The organism is Microlunatus elymi (assembly GCF_007362775.1).
Lineage (GTDB): Bacteria > Actinomycetota > Actinomycetes > Propionibacteriales > Propionibacteriaceae > Microlunatus > Microlunatus elymi.
Genome location: NZ_CP041692.1, coordinates 4740472 through 4756167, shown reverse-complemented (window position 1 = coordinate 4756167; position 15696 = coordinate 4740472). Strand labels below are relative to the sequence as shown.

Here is a 15696-nt window from a genome sequence, read left to right as displayed (position 1 = left end):
GCACCGTCGTACAGCGGCACCGTCGTACAGCGGCACCGTCGCATAGCTGCGCCGTCCACTACGGCCAGCATCTCCCGGTTGGCGCGCGGCTTGTCTGGACCGCTCCGCCGAATGGCCAGCGTCGGCGCAGCCACCTGACCACCCGACCGTGCCGCACCAAAGTCGCGACAACGCGACTTTGGGCGGTGTCGGTCGATCTCGGGGTCCGGAACTCGTGACAACGCGACTTTGGGCGGTGTCGGTCGATCTCGGGGTCCCGAACTCGTGACAACGCGACTTACGGCAGCCGGATCGGACCGCTACGGTTCCTATGGCAGCGACGATGCACGAAGGAGAATCAGTGCCCGCGTACCGCGTTCTCGGTCCCCGACAACGTTCGCAGGTGTGGCTCGGTGGGCCCGATCTTGATCAAGGTGAGTTGATCTTCGAAACCGACGCGATCTTGATCGAGGCGCCGAACTGGACGCTGGACGGCGAATCGTTGATCTTGAACGGAAACGGGACACTCTGGCGGTTGGCGCCGCGCTCCGGTGCCCGGCTGGAGGCGATCGAATTCTCCGGGCTGCCGCCGATCAACAATGATCATGTATTGGATCCCGACGGCGAGCACATCTACCTGTCCGCTGCGGATCGGCACATCTATCGCGGATCGCTGGCCGGCGGTCCGGTGACCCGGGTGACGCCGGACGACGGCCGCTGGCACTTCCTGCACGGCGTCTCCCCGGACGGTGCGCGGCTCGCCTACGTGGAGATCGAGGACTTCTCCCGACCCGGGCAGTTGATGATCTTGGACGCCGACTCGCCGGCCGCGCCGGATCGGGTGCCGGTCGGCGACGGGCACCTGGACGGTCCGGAATGGTCACCGGACGGGCAGTGGATCTACCTCAACACCGAGGCGTTCACCAAGGCTCCCGGCCATGCCCAGCTGGCTCGAGTGCCGGACGGTGGCGGTCCGGCCGAGCGGCTCGTCGCCAGCGACACCGTCGACTGGTTCCCGCACCTATCGCCGGACGGAAATTGGGCTTCGTACATCACGTTCCCGGCGGGCACGATCGGCCATCCGGCCGATCTCGACGTCGAGGTCCGGGTGGTCTCGACCAGCGACTGGGGCACCGTACGGCAGCGCTACCCGGTGTTCGGCGGGCAGGGCACGCTGAACGTCAACAGTTGGGCCCCGGACAGCGAAATGCTGGCATTCGTCGCCTATCCGCGATCTTGAAGGCACCGGCGCCAGCGATTGACAGGCAAGCAGCGACTTGCCTATTGTGCTGGGTGATGGATAACGTCTTTCATGCCTTGTCCGCACCGGTGCGTCGGTTGATCATCGACGAGCTGTGCGAGCGGGACGGTCAGACGCTGTTCGAGTTGTGCAGCCGGCTGACGATGCGGCATCAGGTCAACCTCAGCCGGCAGGCGGTGTCGCAACACCTGGACGTGCTCGAAGGAGCCGGACTGCTGCACACCCGCCGCGAGGGCCGCTACAAATTCCACGATCTTGATCTTGAGCCGTTGCATCGAGCGGTCGACGGCTGGCTCGTACGGCCGACGGACCAAGATCACCGATGATCAAGTGAGGACCCATGAAGATTTACATCACCTCCGTCTTCGTCGACGATCAGGCGAAGGCGTTGGCTTTCTACACCGAGAAGCTCGGGTTCGTGAAGAAGAACGACATCCCGCTCGGCCAGGCGTCCTGGCTGACCGTGGTGTCCCCGGATGCGCCCGACGGCACCGAGTTGCTGCTCGAGCCGGACGGCCACCCGGCCGTCGGTCCGTACAAGAAGGCGTTGGTCGCCGACGGGATTCCCGCGACATCCTTTGCGGTGAACGACATTCAGTCCGAGTACGACCGACTTGTTGATCTTGGTGTGCGGTTCACCCAGCCGCCCACCCAAATGGGCAACGTGACCACCGCCGTCTTCGACGACACCTGCGGCAACCTGATCCAGATCGTCAGCCAACCCTCCTGAGGTCTTGTCCGACAGGGACAGAACTGTCAGCGGTGACTGCAGTCACCGCTATGGGAAGAGAGGGCAACGAAGCCGGGGCGACGAAGCCGCCCGGCCTGACACCGCCACCTGACGGCTACGCGGAGTGGCTCGCCGAGCTGAAGACGCGTATCCAAACTGCGCAGCAGCGAGCCGCGCTCGCAGTCAACATCGAGCTGATCTCGCTCTACTGGCAGATCGGTCGCGACATCCTGGATCGGCAGGCGAGACAGGGCTGGGGTAGCAAGGTTGTTGCTCGTCTTGCGCACGACCTGCGCGGCGCTTTTCCGGAGTTGAAGGGCTTCTCTCGCGCGAACCTCATGTACAGCGTGCCTTCGCCGAGGCGTGGCCACGAGCGGCAATTGTCCAACAGGCTGTTGGACAATTGCCGTGGGGCCACAATGTGGTACTGCTCACCATGCTCAAGGCTCCCGGAGAACGACTGGCCTACGCGGAGGCTGCGGTCAGGCACGGGTGGTCCCGTAACGTTCTGGGCGCTCAGATCGAGCGTCGTGTGCTCGAGCGTCAGGGAGGGGCGCTCACCGAGGTCGGCGGCGATGACTTCTTCATCGATCTGCTGTTCTATCACCTGAAGTTGCACCGCTACATGGTTATCGAGCTCAAGGCCGAGAAGTTCAGACCTGAGCATTTGGGTCAGCTGGCGTTCTACCTGACTGCCGTAGACAACGAGATGAAGTCTCACGTAGACGGGCCGACGATCGGACTCTTGCTCTGTAGAGGTAAGAACGCCGTAGTCGCCGAGTACGCGATGCGGGACAGCACTGGCCCACTTGGAATTGCTGACTACCAACTCGCGGAGTCGCTACCTACGACTTGCAGACGAGTCTTCCGACCATCGAGCAGATCGAAAGAGAGCTCGAAATGGGCCTGGAGTGACAACATCGGCGAGGTCAGGCGTACTCGATCGGGGAGCGGCCGGTGTACCAGGACAGCTCGTTGTCGCGAACGAAGGTGGAGAGGGTCTCTTCGGCGGTGATCGGCCAGGCGGCGAAGTTCTCGATCAGATCGCGGTAGGCGGTGCCGGTCTGCAGGCTCGGGGTCGACAGCACTGCGTGGGCGGCGTCGGCGTAACCGGCGGGCACGCGTTCGAGTCGAGCCAGGGTCCGGTCGAGATACTTCTGGCCCTGGAACAGGGTGCGGTTCAGGGCCAGCAGGGCGCGGCCACCGGCGCCGACCAGATGCACGGCGGCGTGGTGCAGCAGGAATTCGTTGTCAAGTTGCACCGCCTGCTTGAGGAAGTAGCCGCCGTGCAGCCGGACCTGGGCGATGAAGGACGCCATCCGCCGCTCCCAGACCTCCTCCGGCAGCCGCGGGATCGCCGCCACGAGGTCAGCAAGATCATCGAGCCGAGACCAGGCGATCCGCGCATGCAGGAGCGAGGCCCGCATCGGGTCGTCGGCATGATCAGCTGCCCGGCGCAGATAGGCCACGCTGGCGACCTTGATGTCGTAGTAGCCACCCTCGTACGTTATGCCGTCGCGTTCGACGTAACTGAGCCGATTCTCCTGCCAGGCTTGGGCAAACGCGTCCTCGGTGAGCACCAGCACAAGATCGACATCGGAGTCTGGGCGTTCGGTGCCCGATGACACCGACCCGTCCACGATCACCGCCAGCACGGCGTAGTTGTCGCGCGCCCGGTCGACGAAGGCGGCGATGCTGTCATCGTGATGTTGCATGATCAGCTTCGGCTCTTGGCGACCTCGTAGAGGGCGATGCTGGTGGCGACACCGGCGTTCAGCGACTCGATCGACGAGCTGATCGGAATCGAGGCGACGACGTCGCAGGTCTCCCGTACGAGCCGGGACAAGCCTTCTCCTTCGCTGCCGACCACCAGGACGAGCGGATCGGCGGCCTGGGGCAGGTCGGCGATGTCCACCTCGCCATCGCCGGCCAGACCGACCACGAAGAGTCCGGCCTTGGCGTAACTCTGCAGAGTCCGGGTCAGGTTGGTGGCCCGTGCGATCGGCAACCGGGCCGCCGCACCGGCAGAACTCTTCCAGGCAGCGGCGGTCATCCCGGCCGACCGTCGCTCCGGAATCAGGATGCCGTTCGCGCCGAACGCCGCCGCCGAACGAACCACGGCACCCAGGTTGCGCGGATCGGTGACGTGGTCAAGAGCGACGATCAGCGGTGCACCGTCCGTGTCGGCCAGCAGGTCGTCGGGATGCTTGTAGTCGAACGCCGGCAACTGCAGCGCAACACCTTGGTGCACGGCGCCGCCGGTCAACCGATCAAGATCACCACGGCTGGTCTGCAACAGCGAGATCCCACGATCCGCGGTGATCTTGAAGATGTCCCGCAGCCGATCGTCGCGCTCCGCACCCTCGGCCACGTACCCGGCGCTGATCGGCAACTCGGCCTGCAACGCCTCCAGCACAGGGTTGCGTCCGGCGATCCACTCCGGTCCGCCGGTGCGGGCAACGGACGGCCGCTTGGGCCGAGCTCCCTGCTGCCGCTGCTGGTCCTGTTTTGCCTTGTACGCCTTGTGATACGGGCGATCCTCGGCCTTCGGAGTAGGACCCTTGCCCTCCAAACCGCGGCGAACCCGGCCACCGGATCCGGCCGTGTTGCCCTTGCCCTTGCGGCGTACCGCGCCCTTGCGCTGACTGTTACCGGGCAAGATCAACAACCTTCCACTGTGTCATCGGGTCAGCCGCCACTTCGGGCCGGCCGGGGTGTCGGAGATTTCCACGCCGAGTTTGATCAGGGTGTCGCGGATGCCGTCGGCGGCGGCGAAATCCTTGCGGGCACGGGCATCCTCGCGCTGCTTCAGCAGCTCGCCGACCAGCGCGTCGACCACCGAGGTCAGCGTCTCGTCCCGACCACCCTGGCCTTGCCAGATCGGATCGTCGGCGGCCAGCCCGAGCACCTCGAGCATGCCGGTCACCCGTGCCAGCGCCTCGGCAACCGCGGCTTGATCGCCGGCCTCGATGGCCGAATTTCCCTCACGGACGGTGTTGTAGAGGACCGCGAGCGCGCCAGGCGTACCAAGATCATCATTCATCGCCTCGGCGAACGCATCAGGCACCACCGACGTCACCGGGCCGACCTGATCGCTCGCCCGGGCGACGAAGTTGTCGATCCGATCCAACGAAGCCGTGGCCTCGGCCAACGAGGTGTCGGCGAATTCGATCGTCGAACGATAATGCGGCCCCAGCAGGTAGAAACGGACGGCGCGCGGCGGATAGTTCTTGGTCACCTGATTGACCAGCGCACCGTTGCCCAGGGACTTGCTCATCTTCTCCCCGGCAGCGGTGACGAACGCGTTGTGCATCCAGTAGCGGGCGAAGGGGCGACCGGCCGCGGTGGACTGAGCCAGCTCGTTCTCGTGATGCGGGAAGCGCAGATCGATGCCGCCGCCGTGGATGTCGAACTCGTCGCCGAGATACTTGCCGGCCATTGCCGAGCACTCCAGATGCCAGCCGGGCCGACCGCGACCCCAGGACGTGTCCCAGGACGCCGTCTCGGGCTCGTCCGGTTTGTGCCCCTTCCACAGCGCGAAGTCGCGGGGGTCCTTCTTGCCTCGCGGCTCGGAGTCCGCTGCCGGTTCCATGTCATCGATCTTCTGCCGGGACAGCATCCCGTAGTCCGGCCAGGAACGTACGTCGAAGTAGACGTCGCCGGAGCCGTCGGCCGCCGGATAGGCATGTCCGCGGTCGATCAAGATCTTGATCAACTCGACCATCTCCGGGATGTGCCCGGTCGCCCTCGGCTCGTACGTCGGCGGCACGCAACCCAGCGCCGCGTACGCCTCGTGCAGCTCACGCTCGAACCGGTAGGCGTGCGCCCACCACGGCACCCCGGCCTCGGCGGACTTGGCCAGGATCTTGTCGTCGATGTCGGTGACGTTGGCGACCACCGTCACCTGGTAACCCAGGTGAGTCAGCCAGCGCCGGAGCACGTCGAAGACGACCTCCTTGCGGATGTGCCCGACATGCGGCGCCGACTGGACCGTCAAGCCACAGTGATAGATCGACACCTGACCCGGAACCACGGTTTCGAGGTCCCGCACGGCCTGCGTGGCGGAGTCATAAAGTCGAAAAGTCACACCGAGAGCTTAATGGTCCGCACGCCGACCGCCTGCGCCGTCATCGGCCCGGCCGGTCGACCGAGGTCAGCGGTCCTGTTCGACCAGGTCGTTGAGCACCTTGATCGCCCGCTCCAGCGTCTCCCGGTCGGACTCCGACAGCGCGCCCAGACGGGGCGCCAGGAAGGTGCCGAGCTCGTGCCGGATCGCCGACAACTTGGCCCTGCCGTGCGAGGTGGCCGAGATCAGCGACACCCGGGCGTCGTTCGGATCGGAGTGTCGCTCGACCAGTCCGGCCTCCTCCAAACGCTTGATGTGGTTGGTGATGGTGGGCTGCGAACTGCGCTCGGCAACAGCAAGATCACTGATCTTCATCTGCCCGGCGTCTCGAAGTCTGCTGAGAATCCTGGCCGCCGCCACGCTCAGCCCAGACTGCTCGGCGGGTGCCCATCGGACCACCCGCGCGGAAATGCTGATCAGGTCTTCACCCAAGTGGTGGAGATCTTCGGTCATTGGCCGATCGTATCCGTTGCAGCACAGGCGCGTGGGCGAAACACGTCGGCGGTAACGTCGGAAATGAATCGGCGCCGAGCTGCGAAATCCTTCGAGCGCCGCAGGACTGCATTCGTCTGAGCTGGGAGCGTTCATGCCCGTTGATCGGATGTTGCCCGACACCGAGGCAACCGAACTCGTCGCACTGGTGTCCGAGATCGCCCGCGAACAGCTGGCGCCGAGGGCCGCGGAGGCCGAGGCGCAGGAGGTGTTCCCGCGGGAAGCGTTTCGGGTGCTCGGACGCGCAGGGCTGTTCGGCATGCCCTACCCCGAGCGCTGGGGCGGCCTCGATCAGCCGTACGAGGTCTACCTGCAGGCGTTGGAGGAGGTGGCCACCGCCTGGATGGGGGTGGGCGTCGGCGCCTCGGTGCACGTGATGACCTGCCTGGCGTTGGTGCGCTTCGGCAGTGACGATCAACGCGACCGGTTCCTGCCGGACATGCTCGGCGGCGACCTGCTCGGGGCGTACGCGTTGTCCGAACCGCAGGCCGGCTCCGACGTGGCGGCGATGACAACCCGGGCCAAGCGCACCGACTCCGGCTACGAGCTGCACGGGCAGAAGGCGTGGATTAGCCACGCCGGTCACGCCGACTACTACCTGACCTTCGCCCGGACCGGTCCGGACCGCAGCCACGGGGTGAGCTGTTTCCTGGTCCCGGCCGACGCCGACGGGCTGTCCTTCGGCGAGCCGGAACGCAAGATGGGGCTGACCGCCTCGACCACCGCTGCCGTCTACTTCGACGGGGTCGCGGTGGGTGACGATCGGTTGATCGGTGCCGAAGGTGACGGGATGAAGATCGCCTTGTCGGCGTTGGATTCCGGCCGGTTGGGCATCGCTGCCGGAGCGACCGGGCTGGCGCAGGCCGCGCTCGACATCGCGGCCTCGTACGCGAAGCAGCGGGTGCAGTTCGGCCGGCCGATCGCCGAATTCGAGGGGCTGCAGTTCCTGCTGGCCGACATGGCCGCCGCGGTCGACAACGCGCGGGCGAGCTATCTGATGGCGGCGCGCAAACGCGACGCCGGCAAGCGATTCAGCCGGGACGCGGCCGTGGCGAAGCTGACCGCCACCGATGCAGCGATGAAGGTCAGCACCGACGCGGTGCAGGTGCTCGGCGGCTACGGCTACACCCGCGACTACCCGGTCGAGCGCTATCTGCGCGAGGCGAAAGCAACCCAGATCTTCGAAGGTACGAACCAGATACAACGTTTGGTGATCGCCAGGGAACTGCTGCGGTGATCAGGTGCTTGGCGGCGCGACCGTGGTTCAGGCGTTCTTCTGGTCGCGGAAGGCCAGCCAGTCCTCGAGCGGGGCTAGGTCGTAGCCCCCTGCGCCGTCGCATTCGATGGTGATCAAGCGGGCGCCGGCGTCGTAGAGGGCGTCGCCGATCTTGGCCGGATCACCGGACGCGCCGACGGAGCGTTCGATCTCGGCCGGGTTGCGGCCGACCTGCTCGCACCAGTCGTCCAGCACTTTTCCCTTGCGGGCAAGGGTTTCGGCGTCGCTGAAGGAGTGCCAGATGGTGGCGTGCTCGGCCACGATCCGCAGCGTCTTCTTCTCCCCGCCGCCGCCGATCAGGATGGGGATGTCGCGGGTCGGTTGCGGATTCAGCTTGGCCCAGCGGGCCTTGATCCGGGGCAGCGCCTCGGCCAGCGCGTCCAGCCGCTTGCCCGCGGTGCCGAAGTCGTAGCCGTACTCGTCGTAGTCACGCTGGAACCAGCCGGCGCCGATGCTCAGGATCAGCCGGCCGCCGCTGATGTGATCGACCGTCCGGGCCAGGTCCGCCAGCAGATCCGGATTGCGGTAGCTGTTGCAGGTCACCAGGGCGCCGAGTTCGGCGTGGCTGGTCTGCTCGGCCCAGGCCGCGAGCAGCGACCAGCACTCGAAATGCTTGCCGTCCGGGTCGCCGGACAGCGGGAAGAAGTGATCCCAGTTGAAGATCACGTCGACGCCGAGATCCTCGGCCGCGGCGACCGCGCGGCGGATGTCGGCGTAGTCGGCGTGCTGGGGCTGGAGTTGGACGCCGATCCGCAGCGGGCGGTCGGCAGAGCTGGGTGTCGACATCGAAGACCTTCCTTACGACACAGCGATGTGGGGTGAGGTTCAGAGCTCGGAGACCAGATCGGCATAGTCGGGGTGCCGGTCGATCCAGCCCCGGATGAAGGAGCACTGCGGAACAACCGTGAAACCGTCGGCCCGGGCCTGATCCAGCACGGCCCGCGCCAGCGTGCTGCCGACACCATTTCCCTCGGCCGCCGGCTGCACCTCGGTGTGGATGAAGGTGATGGTGTCGTCGGCCTGCCGGTAGTCGACGAAGCCGAGGAGTTGATCCTGCTCGTCGCGGGCCTCGAAACGCTTCTGCTCCGGTACGTCGTTGACGTTGATCGTCATATCGATCTCCTAGGAATGCTTCCGTGCCTTCTGCCGCAGGGCCTCGATGTCGAGGAAGTCCGGGGCCGCACTCACGCCGGCGTCCGGTCCGAGATCATCGTCCTCCCACGGATCGTACGGCTTCTCCTCGTCCTCCTCGTCGGCGTACCCCTGGGACGGGTCGTACGGGTTGGCCAGCTCGGCGAGCTCGGCCCGGCCGGGCACCTCGACCTGCTCGTCCGGGAGGTTGCGCAGCACCGTACGGACGTAGCTCTTCGCCGCTTCGATCATCGGGATCTCCCGGCCGGCCCGCTCCGACTCGAACCAGCGATGCTCCAGCACCTCGTGATAGAACTGCGCCGGCTCCAACTTGCCCCGCAGGTCCGACGGCACCTGGTCGATCACCGGCTCGAACCGCTGTTGCAGCCACTGATGCGCCACGATCGCCTCGTCGGCGTTCTGCTGATCGGTCTGCGCCCGGAAGTAGTCGAGATCGTTCAGCAGCCGGCGAGCCTGGTTCTCCTCGACGTCCAAACCGGTCAGCCGCAACAGCCGGCGGGTGTGGTGTCCGGCGTCGACCACCTTCGGCTGGATCCGGACGGTGGAACCGGCGAAGTCGGTGGTGATGTCCAGCTCGGCCACGTCGAAGCCGAGCGCGTTCAACCGGCGCACCCGGCTCTCGATCCGGTGCATCTCGCTGCCGTCGAACTCCTCCACCTCGGTCAGTTCGGCCCACAGCTCGCGGTAGCGGTTCTCGATGCTCTCCACCAGCGTCTGCGGGTCGAGCGCCTCGTCCAGCAGCCCGCCAGCCTCGACGTCGAGGAATTCGCCGAACAGGTTGGTCCGGGCGATGGACAGGTCGTGTTCGCGCTGCCCGTCGGACAGTTCGTCGTGCAGCTCGCCGGTCTCGGCGTCCACCAGGTAGGCGGCGAACGAGCCGGCGTCGCGGCGGAAGAGCGTGTTGGACAGCGACACGTCGCCCCACAGGAAGCCCACGAGGTGCAGCCGGGCGAGCAGCACCACCATCGCGTCGACCAGCCGATTCACCGTGTCCAGTCGGACGCCGCGGTTGAACAGCGAGCGGTACGGCAGCGAGAACTGCAGGTGTCTGGTGAGCAGGATCGGGTCCAGCGGGGTGCCGTCGGGGGCGAACCGTTCGGTGACCACGCCGACCGGCTCGACCGACGGGGTGTCCAGCCGGTTCAGGTCGCGGAGCAACTCGTACTCGTGCCGGGCCAGATGCTCGACGACCTCTTTGGCGGCGTAGATGTCCTGGCCGACCTTGATGAAGCGGACCACGTGCCGGGAGATGCCGCGGGGCAGGGCGACCAGGTTGTCCAGCGGCCACGCCTCCAGGGGCGTTTCCCAGGGCAGGGTGATCAGCCGGGCGTCAGGCCGTGCGGACAGGAAGCGGGGCACCGGTGGTCCTCAATCAGTCGGGTGTGGCGGGAGCGAACGGTCCATCGAAACCCGAAAGCCCCCGGACGCGCAAGGCGCCGGGGGCTCGCAGGCTGAGTGTTTCTCGGCCTCGGTCGAGACGGTCTCGGATCAGTCCGAGATGCGCTCTCCGGAGGCGGTGGAGAACACGTGCAGGTGCTCCGGATCGGCGGTCAGCCGTACGGTGTTGCCGCGGCCCGGCGCCTGCCGGGCGGGGATGCGGGCGATGTACTGATGACCGGTGATCTCGCTCTCGCCGGCGCCGCTGAGGGTGCCGTAGAGGTAGCTGTCGGCGCCGAGCTCCTCGACCATCACCACGTCCAGCGGGATGCCCTGATCGGCGATCGCGAAGTTCTCCGGCCGGACGCCCAGGGTGAGGTTCTTCTCGTTGCCGGCCTTGGCCAGCACCTCACGGGAAACCGGCACGGTGACGTCGGCGATCTTGATGCCGCCCTCGGTCGCGGTGCCCTCGATCAGGTTCATCGCGGGCGAACCGATGAAGCCGGCCACGAACAGGTTGGCGGGCTTGTCGTAGAGGGACAGCGGGCTGTCGCACTGCTGCAGCAGACCGTCGCGCATCACGGCCACCCGGTCGCCCATGGTCATGGCCTCGATCTGGTCGTGGGTCACGTACACGGTGGTGACACCCAGCCGGGCCTGCAGGGCGCCGATCTGAGTACGGGTGGAGACGCGGAGCTTGGCGTCCAGGTTGGACAGCGGCTCGTCCATCAGGAAGACCTGCGGCTGGCGGACGATCGCACGGCCCATCGCAACCCGCTGGCGCTGACCGCCGGACAGGGCCTTCGGCTTGCGGTTGAGGAACTCCTCCAGGCCCAGCAGCTTGGCCGCATCGAGCACACGCTGCTGACGCTCGGCCTTCGGCACGTTGGCCATCTTCAGCGCGAAGCCCATGTTGTCGGCGACGGTCATGTGCGGGTACAGCGCGTAGTTCTGGAACACCATCGCGATGTCGCGATCCTTCGGCGGGAGGTCGGTGACGTCCCGATCGCCGATGGTGATGGAGCCCGAGTTGACCTCTTCCAGGCCGGCCAGCATCCGCAACGAGGTGGACTTGCCACAGCCGGAGGGGCCGACCAGAACCATGAACTCGCCGTCGCCGATCTCGAGATTCAGCTTGTCGACGGCGGGGCGATCGCCACCCGGGTAGATCCGAGTTGCGTCGTTGTAAGCAACGGCAGCCATGCCGCACTTCCTCTCCACGGGCAGGTACGTGCCCGACGATCCGTAGTGGAACAGAAATTGGTGGCGCAAGCTTTACATGCCGATCCCGGCGGGACAAGCCCGGGCCGGGATGTTGCGGAAAACGGTATCCGTGCGCCTGCTCAGCACTCGACGATGTTGACGGCCAGCCCGCCGCGCGCGGTCTCCTTGTATTTGATCTTCATGTCCCGGCCGGTCTCCATCATGGTCTTGATCACCTTGTCCAGGCTGACGGTGTGCTGACCGTCGCCGTGCAGGGCCAGCCGAGCCGCGGTGATCGCCTTCACCGAGGCGACCGCATTTCGTTCTATACAAGGGATCTGGACCAGTCCGCCGACCGGATCGCAGGTCAGCCCGAGGTGGTGTTCCATGCCGATTTCGGCCGCGTTCTCGACCTGGTCGACGGTGCCGCCGAGCAGCTCGGCCAGGGCCCCGGCGGCCATCGAGCAGGCGGTGCCGACCTCGCCCTGGCAGCCCACCTGGGCACCGGAGATGGAACCGGTCTGCTGGTAGATCGCGCCGATCGCACCGGCCGTCAGCAGGAACCGGACGATTGCGTCGTCGTCGGTGCCGGGCACGAACCGTACGGCGTAGTGCAGCACCGCCGGGATGATGCCGGCAGCTCCGTTGGTCGGCGCGGTGACGACCCGGCCGCCGGCGGCGTTCTCCTCGTTCACCGCCAGCGCCCACAGCGTCACCCAGTCCATCGCGGCCAGCGGATCGGCGTTCACCGGACGCTCGGTGCTGGCGGTGCGGAGCAATTGTTCCTGCAGCTCGTGAGAGCGGCGGCGTACCTTCAGACCGCCCGGCAGCACGCCCGGAGTGTCGCAGCCGTGCCGTACGCAGTCGGCCATCACCCGCCAGATCCGCAGCAGCCCGGCCCGGATCTCGGTCTCGGGCAGGCGAGCGCACTCGTTGGCCAGTGCGACGTCGCTGATCCGCAGCCCTTCCCGGGCGCAGATCGCCAACAACTCCGCGGCCGTCCGGAACGGGTAGGGCATTGGCGTCGGATCGGGCCGCAGCTCGGGCTGTCCGGAGCCGTCGTCTGCCAGCACGAAACCGCCGCCGATGGAGTAGTAGGTGCGTTCGGTGACGAGTTGCGGCTGCTCGCCGGCGCGCCCGGTCCAGGCGGTGAAGGTCATCCCGTTGGGGTGGAACGGCAGGGACTTGCGGCGATGCAGCACCAGGTCGACGTCGGGATCGAAGTCGATCTCGCGGCTGCCGTCGAGGCGGATCCGACGGGTGCTGCGGATCTTCTCGGCCCGGGCCGGAGCGGTGTCGGTGTCTACCGATTCCGGATCCTCGCCCTCAAGCCCCCACAACACCGCGTTCTCGCTGCCATGCCCGTGACCGGTGGCGCCCAAGGACCCGAACAGCTGTGCCTGCACCCGATCGACCCGATGCAGCTGGTCGGAGTCGGCGAGTTCTCGAACGAACCGGCCCGCAGCGCGCATCGGCCCGACCGTGTGCGAACTCGACGGCCCGATGCCGATGCTCAACAGATCGAAGACACTCACCACGCCGTCAGTCTTCCATCGGTCGCCGTAGAACCGCAGTGTGATCGTGTCGAGGCGGGAACCTCGCGAACACCATCGCCCGCTGATTGCTGGATATCGTCGGGATTCTTGCGATATCGCTCAAGCGGCGGGCGATTGTGTTCACGAGCATTCCGCGCCCATGCCGGCTCATACCCGGCATGGGCGCGTACGCAGTCCTGTGCGAAAGGGGTAACCCGCGTACGGCCCCAGTTCTATGTGCTCGCAACGCCCGGGTCCAGCACCGACACGGTGAGGCGTTGCTCACAGGTTGGTCAATCGTTTAGCCAGGCTCGTCGCGCCGACGCCCGATGCCGTACGGTCTGCGGTGTGAAGGCGCTGGTGAAGAGGACGGCCGGTCCCGGCCTGGAGTTGACCGACGTCGACGTTCCGCAGGTCGGCCCCGGCGAGGCGTTGGTGCAGGTCAAGCAGACCGGGATCTGCGGCACCGATCTGCACATCGAGGCGTGGGACGACTGGGCGGCGAGCCATGTGCGGGCGCCCCTGGTGGTCGGGCACGAGTTCTCCGGAGTCGTGGTTGAGATCGGCGAGTCGGTGACCGACGTGTCGGTCGGCGACGTCGTCAGCGGCGAGGGCCATCTCACCTGCGGGCGGTGCCGCAACTGCCGCGCCGGGCGACGGCACCTGTGTATCAACACCCGCGGCATCGGGGTTCAGATCGATGGCGCGTTCGCCGAGTACGTCGCGATGCCGTCGGGCAATCTGTGGGTGCACGAGCACCCGATCGGTTTCGACGTGGCCGCGATCTTCGACCCGTTCGGCAACGCCGTGCACACCGCGCTGACCTTCCCGATGCTCGGCGAGGACGTGCTGGTCACCGGCGCCGGCCCGATCGGCATCCTGGCCGCGATGGTGTCCCACCACGCCGGGGCCCGGAACGTGGTGATCACCGATCTCAGTGATCAACGGCTGGAGTTGGCCTCCCGGCTCGGTGTTGATCTTGCTCTGAATCCGCGTACTCGGACGTTGCAGGACGCCCATGATCAACTCGGGATGAAGGAAGGATTCGACGTAGGGCTGGAGATGTCCGGCAGTCCGGTGGCGCTGCGCGGCATGATCGCCTCGATGACGCACGGCGGCCGGATCGCGATGCTGGGGCTGCCGTCGGACGAGATCAGCATCGACTTCGCCACCGTGGTGCTGAACATGCTGACCATCAAGGGCATCTACGGCCGGGAGATGTTCGAGACGTGGTATGCGATGTCGGTGCTGTTGCAGAGTGGACTGGACATCTCCGGAGTGATCACCGACCGGTTCGATCACACCGAGTACGAGCAGGCGTTCGCCACCGCGCGGTCGGGCCACGGCGGCAAAGTGATCATGAACTGGGAGAAATGATGTACACCTCGATGAAGAACCAGCTCGCGGCCGGTCTCGAGCAGCTGCGGACCGAGGGGCTGTACAAGGCAGAGGCGGTGATCGACACCCCGCAGTCGGCCTCGATCGGCGTCGGCGGCGAGACCGTACTCAACCTGTGTGCCAACAACTATCTCGGACTGGCCGACCACCCGGCGATGATCACCGCAGCCCATGAAGCCTTGGACCGTTGGGGTTTCGGGATGGCGTCGGTCAGATTCATCTGCGGCACCACTGCGTTGCACAAGCAGTTGGAAGCCAAGATCGCCGGCTTCCTGCGCACCGACGACGCGATCCTGTACGGGTCCTGTTTCGACGCCAATGGCGGTCTGTTCGAGACCCTGCTGACCGATCAGGACGCGATCATCTCCGACGAGCTGAACCATGCCAGCATCATCGACGGGGTCCGGCTGAGCAAGGCCCGGCGGTTGCGTTACAAGAACCGGGACATGGCAGATCTTCAAGCCCAGTTGGAAAGCGCAGCCGATGCGCGGTACCGGCTGATCGCCACCGACGGGGTGTTCTCGATGGACGGCTACGTCGCGCCGCTGGACAAGATCGTCGAGCTGGCCGAGCAGTACGACGCGCTGGTGATGGTCGACGACTCACACGCCGTCGGCTTCGTCGGCCCGTCCGGAGCCGGCACCCCGGAGCTGTTCGGGGTGCAGGACAAGATCGACATCGTCACCGGCACTCTGGGCAAGGCGCTGGGTGGAGCGAGTGGCGGCTACACCGCGGCCCGAGCCGAGATCGTGGAGATGTTGCGGCAGCGCTCGCGGCCGTACCTGTTCTCCAACTCGCTGGCGCCGTCGATCGCGGCCGCCGCGGTGGCCGCGATCGATCTGCTCGAGTCCTCCGGCGAACTGCTGCAGCAGTTGCGTGACAACACCGCGTACTTCCGTGCGGAGATGGGCCAACGAGGCTTCGACATCCCCGAATCCGACCACGCGATCGTGCCGGTGATGATCGGCGATGCCGTCAAGGCCGCCGAGATGGCCGACAAGCTGCTGGCCGACGGCATCTACGTCCGCGCCTTCTCCTACCCGGTGGTGCCGCGCGGCAAGGCCCGGATCCGAACCCAGATGTCTGCCGCACACACCCGCGATGATCTTGATCGCGCCCTCGCCGCCTTCGAACGCGCCCGCCAGTAGAAGGGCCCTGAGCTTGTCG

16 protein-coding genes and 1 pseudogene are annotated in these 15696 nt (G+C 66.4%); 8 read left to right on the top strand and 9 right to left on the bottom strand.

All coding sequences use genetic code 11. The features are described 5' to 3' along the window. The first annotated feature begins 382 nt into the window (after window positions 1-382). The 5 genes and pseudogenes from FOE78_RS21715 to FOE78_RS24875 all read left to right on the top strand — a co-directional run bounded on the left by FOE78_RS21715 (window position 383) and on the right by FOE78_RS24875 (window position 2985). Window positions 383-1219, top strand: coding sequence for a TolB family protein (locus FOE78_RS21715; RefSeq protein WP_228265946.1), 837 nt, complete (start codon window positions 383-385; stop codon window positions 1217-1219). A 56-nt stretch (window positions 1220-1275) separates the two neighbouring features. Continuing rightward, a complete protein-coding gene (locus tag FOE78_RS21710; RefSeq protein WP_143988110.1) occupies window positions 1276-1566 on the top strand; it encodes an ArsR/SmtB family transcription factor in 291 nt (96 codons plus the stop codon). Window positions 1567-1580: 14 nt separating this feature from the next. Beyond that, complete coding sequence (locus FOE78_RS21705) at window positions 1581-1970, top strand: VOC family protein (protein WP_143988109.1); 390 nt, start codon at window positions 1581-1583, stop codon at window positions 1968-1970. 50 nt (window positions 1971-2020) lie between these two features. Beyond that, a pseudogene (locus FOE78_RS24880) lies at window positions 2021-2502 on the top strand (DUF1016 N-terminal domain-containing protein); the annotation flags it as partial. Next, complete coding sequence (locus FOE78_RS24875) at window positions 2503-2985, top strand: PDDEXK nuclease domain-containing protein (protein ID WP_228266254.1); 483 nt, start codon at window positions 2503-2505, stop codon at window positions 2983-2985. On the opposite strand, the gene FOE78_RS21695 is transcribed toward FOE78_RS24875, so the two are convergent. The 4 genes from FOE78_RS21695 to FOE78_RS21680 all read right to left on the bottom strand — a co-directional run bounded on the left by FOE78_RS21695 (window position 2900) and on the right by FOE78_RS21680 (window position 6549). After that, window positions 2900-3685, bottom strand: a complete 786-nt coding sequence (locus tag FOE78_RS21695; protein ID WP_143988108.1) for a nucleotidyltransferase domain-containing protein — start codon at window positions 3683-3685, stop codon at window positions 2900-2902. The genes FOE78_RS24875 and FOE78_RS21695 overlap by 86 nt on opposite strands. Before the next feature lie 2 nt (window positions 3686-3687). Next, the gene (rlmB, locus tag FOE78_RS21690) at window positions 3688-4629 is read right to left on the bottom strand and encodes a 23S rRNA (guanosine(2251)-2'-O)-methyltransferase RlmB (RefSeq protein ID WP_143988107.1); all 942 of its coding nucleotides are present in this window, start codon (window positions 4627-4629) and stop codon (window positions 3688-3690) included. Between the two features lie 21 nt (window positions 4630-4650). Continuing rightward, a complete protein-coding gene (cysS, locus tag FOE78_RS21685; RefSeq protein ID WP_143988106.1) occupies window positions 4651-6057 on the bottom strand; it encodes a cysteine--tRNA ligase in 1407 nt (468 codons plus the stop codon). A 66-nt stretch (window positions 6058-6123) separates the two neighbouring features. Continuing rightward, window positions 6124-6549, bottom strand: coding sequence for a MarR family winged helix-turn-helix transcriptional regulator (locus FOE78_RS21680; protein ID WP_168207626.1), 426 nt, complete (start codon window positions 6547-6549; stop codon window positions 6124-6126). Between the two features lie 133 nt (window positions 6550-6682). On the opposite strand from FOE78_RS21680, the gene FOE78_RS21675 reads away from it, so the two are divergent. Continuing rightward, complete coding sequence (locus FOE78_RS21675) at window positions 6683-7825, top strand: acyl-CoA dehydrogenase family protein (protein WP_143988104.1); 1143 nt, start codon at window positions 6683-6685, stop codon at window positions 7823-7825. Window positions 7826-7852: 27 nt separating this feature from the next. On the opposite strand, the gene FOE78_RS21670 is transcribed toward FOE78_RS21675, so the two are convergent. The 5 genes from FOE78_RS21670 to FOE78_RS21650 all read right to left on the bottom strand — a co-directional run bounded on the left by FOE78_RS21670 (window position 7853) and on the right by FOE78_RS21650 (window position 13131). Next, on the bottom strand, window positions 7853-8650 hold the full coding sequence (locus tag FOE78_RS21670; protein WP_143988103.1) for an LLM class F420-dependent oxidoreductase: 798 nt from the start codon (window positions 8648-8650) through the stop codon (window positions 7853-7855). 39 nt (window positions 8651-8689) lie between these two features. Beyond that, window positions 8690-8977 (bottom strand): GNAT family N-acetyltransferase, encoded by a 288-nt coding sequence (locus FOE78_RS21665; RefSeq protein WP_143988102.1) that lies wholly within the window; start codon window positions 8975-8977, stop codon window positions 8690-8692. Window positions 8978-8986: 9 nt separating this feature from the next. Continuing rightward, the gene (locus FOE78_RS21660; protein ID WP_143988101.1) at window positions 8987-10375 is read right to left on the bottom strand and encodes a DUF4032 domain-containing protein; all 1389 of its coding nucleotides are present in this window, start codon (window positions 10373-10375) and stop codon (window positions 8987-8989) included. Window positions 10376-10504: 129 nt separating this feature from the next. Further along, a complete protein-coding gene (locus tag FOE78_RS21655; protein WP_143988100.1) occupies window positions 10505-11596 on the bottom strand; it encodes an ABC transporter ATP-binding protein in 1092 nt (363 codons plus the stop codon). A gap of 140 nt (window positions 11597-11736) precedes the next feature. Beyond that, on the bottom strand, window positions 11737-13131 hold the full coding sequence (locus FOE78_RS21650; protein ID WP_323125701.1) for an L-serine ammonia-lyase: 1395 nt from the start codon (window positions 13129-13131) through the stop codon (window positions 11737-11739). Between the two features lie 348 nt (window positions 13132-13479). Between FOE78_RS21650 and tdh the strand changes: the two genes are divergently transcribed. After that, window positions 13480-14508, top strand: a complete 1029-nt coding sequence (gene tdh / locus FOE78_RS21645) for an L-threonine 3-dehydrogenase (RefSeq protein ID WP_143988098.1) — start codon at window positions 13480-13482, stop codon at window positions 14506-14508. A gap of 11 nt (window positions 14509-14519) precedes the next feature. Beyond that, the gene (locus tag FOE78_RS21640; protein ID WP_210414705.1) at window positions 14520-15677 is read left to right on the top strand and encodes a glycine C-acetyltransferase; all 1158 of its coding nucleotides are present in this window, start codon (window positions 14520-14522) and stop codon (window positions 15675-15677) included. Window positions 15678-15696 lie beyond the last annotated feature (19 nt).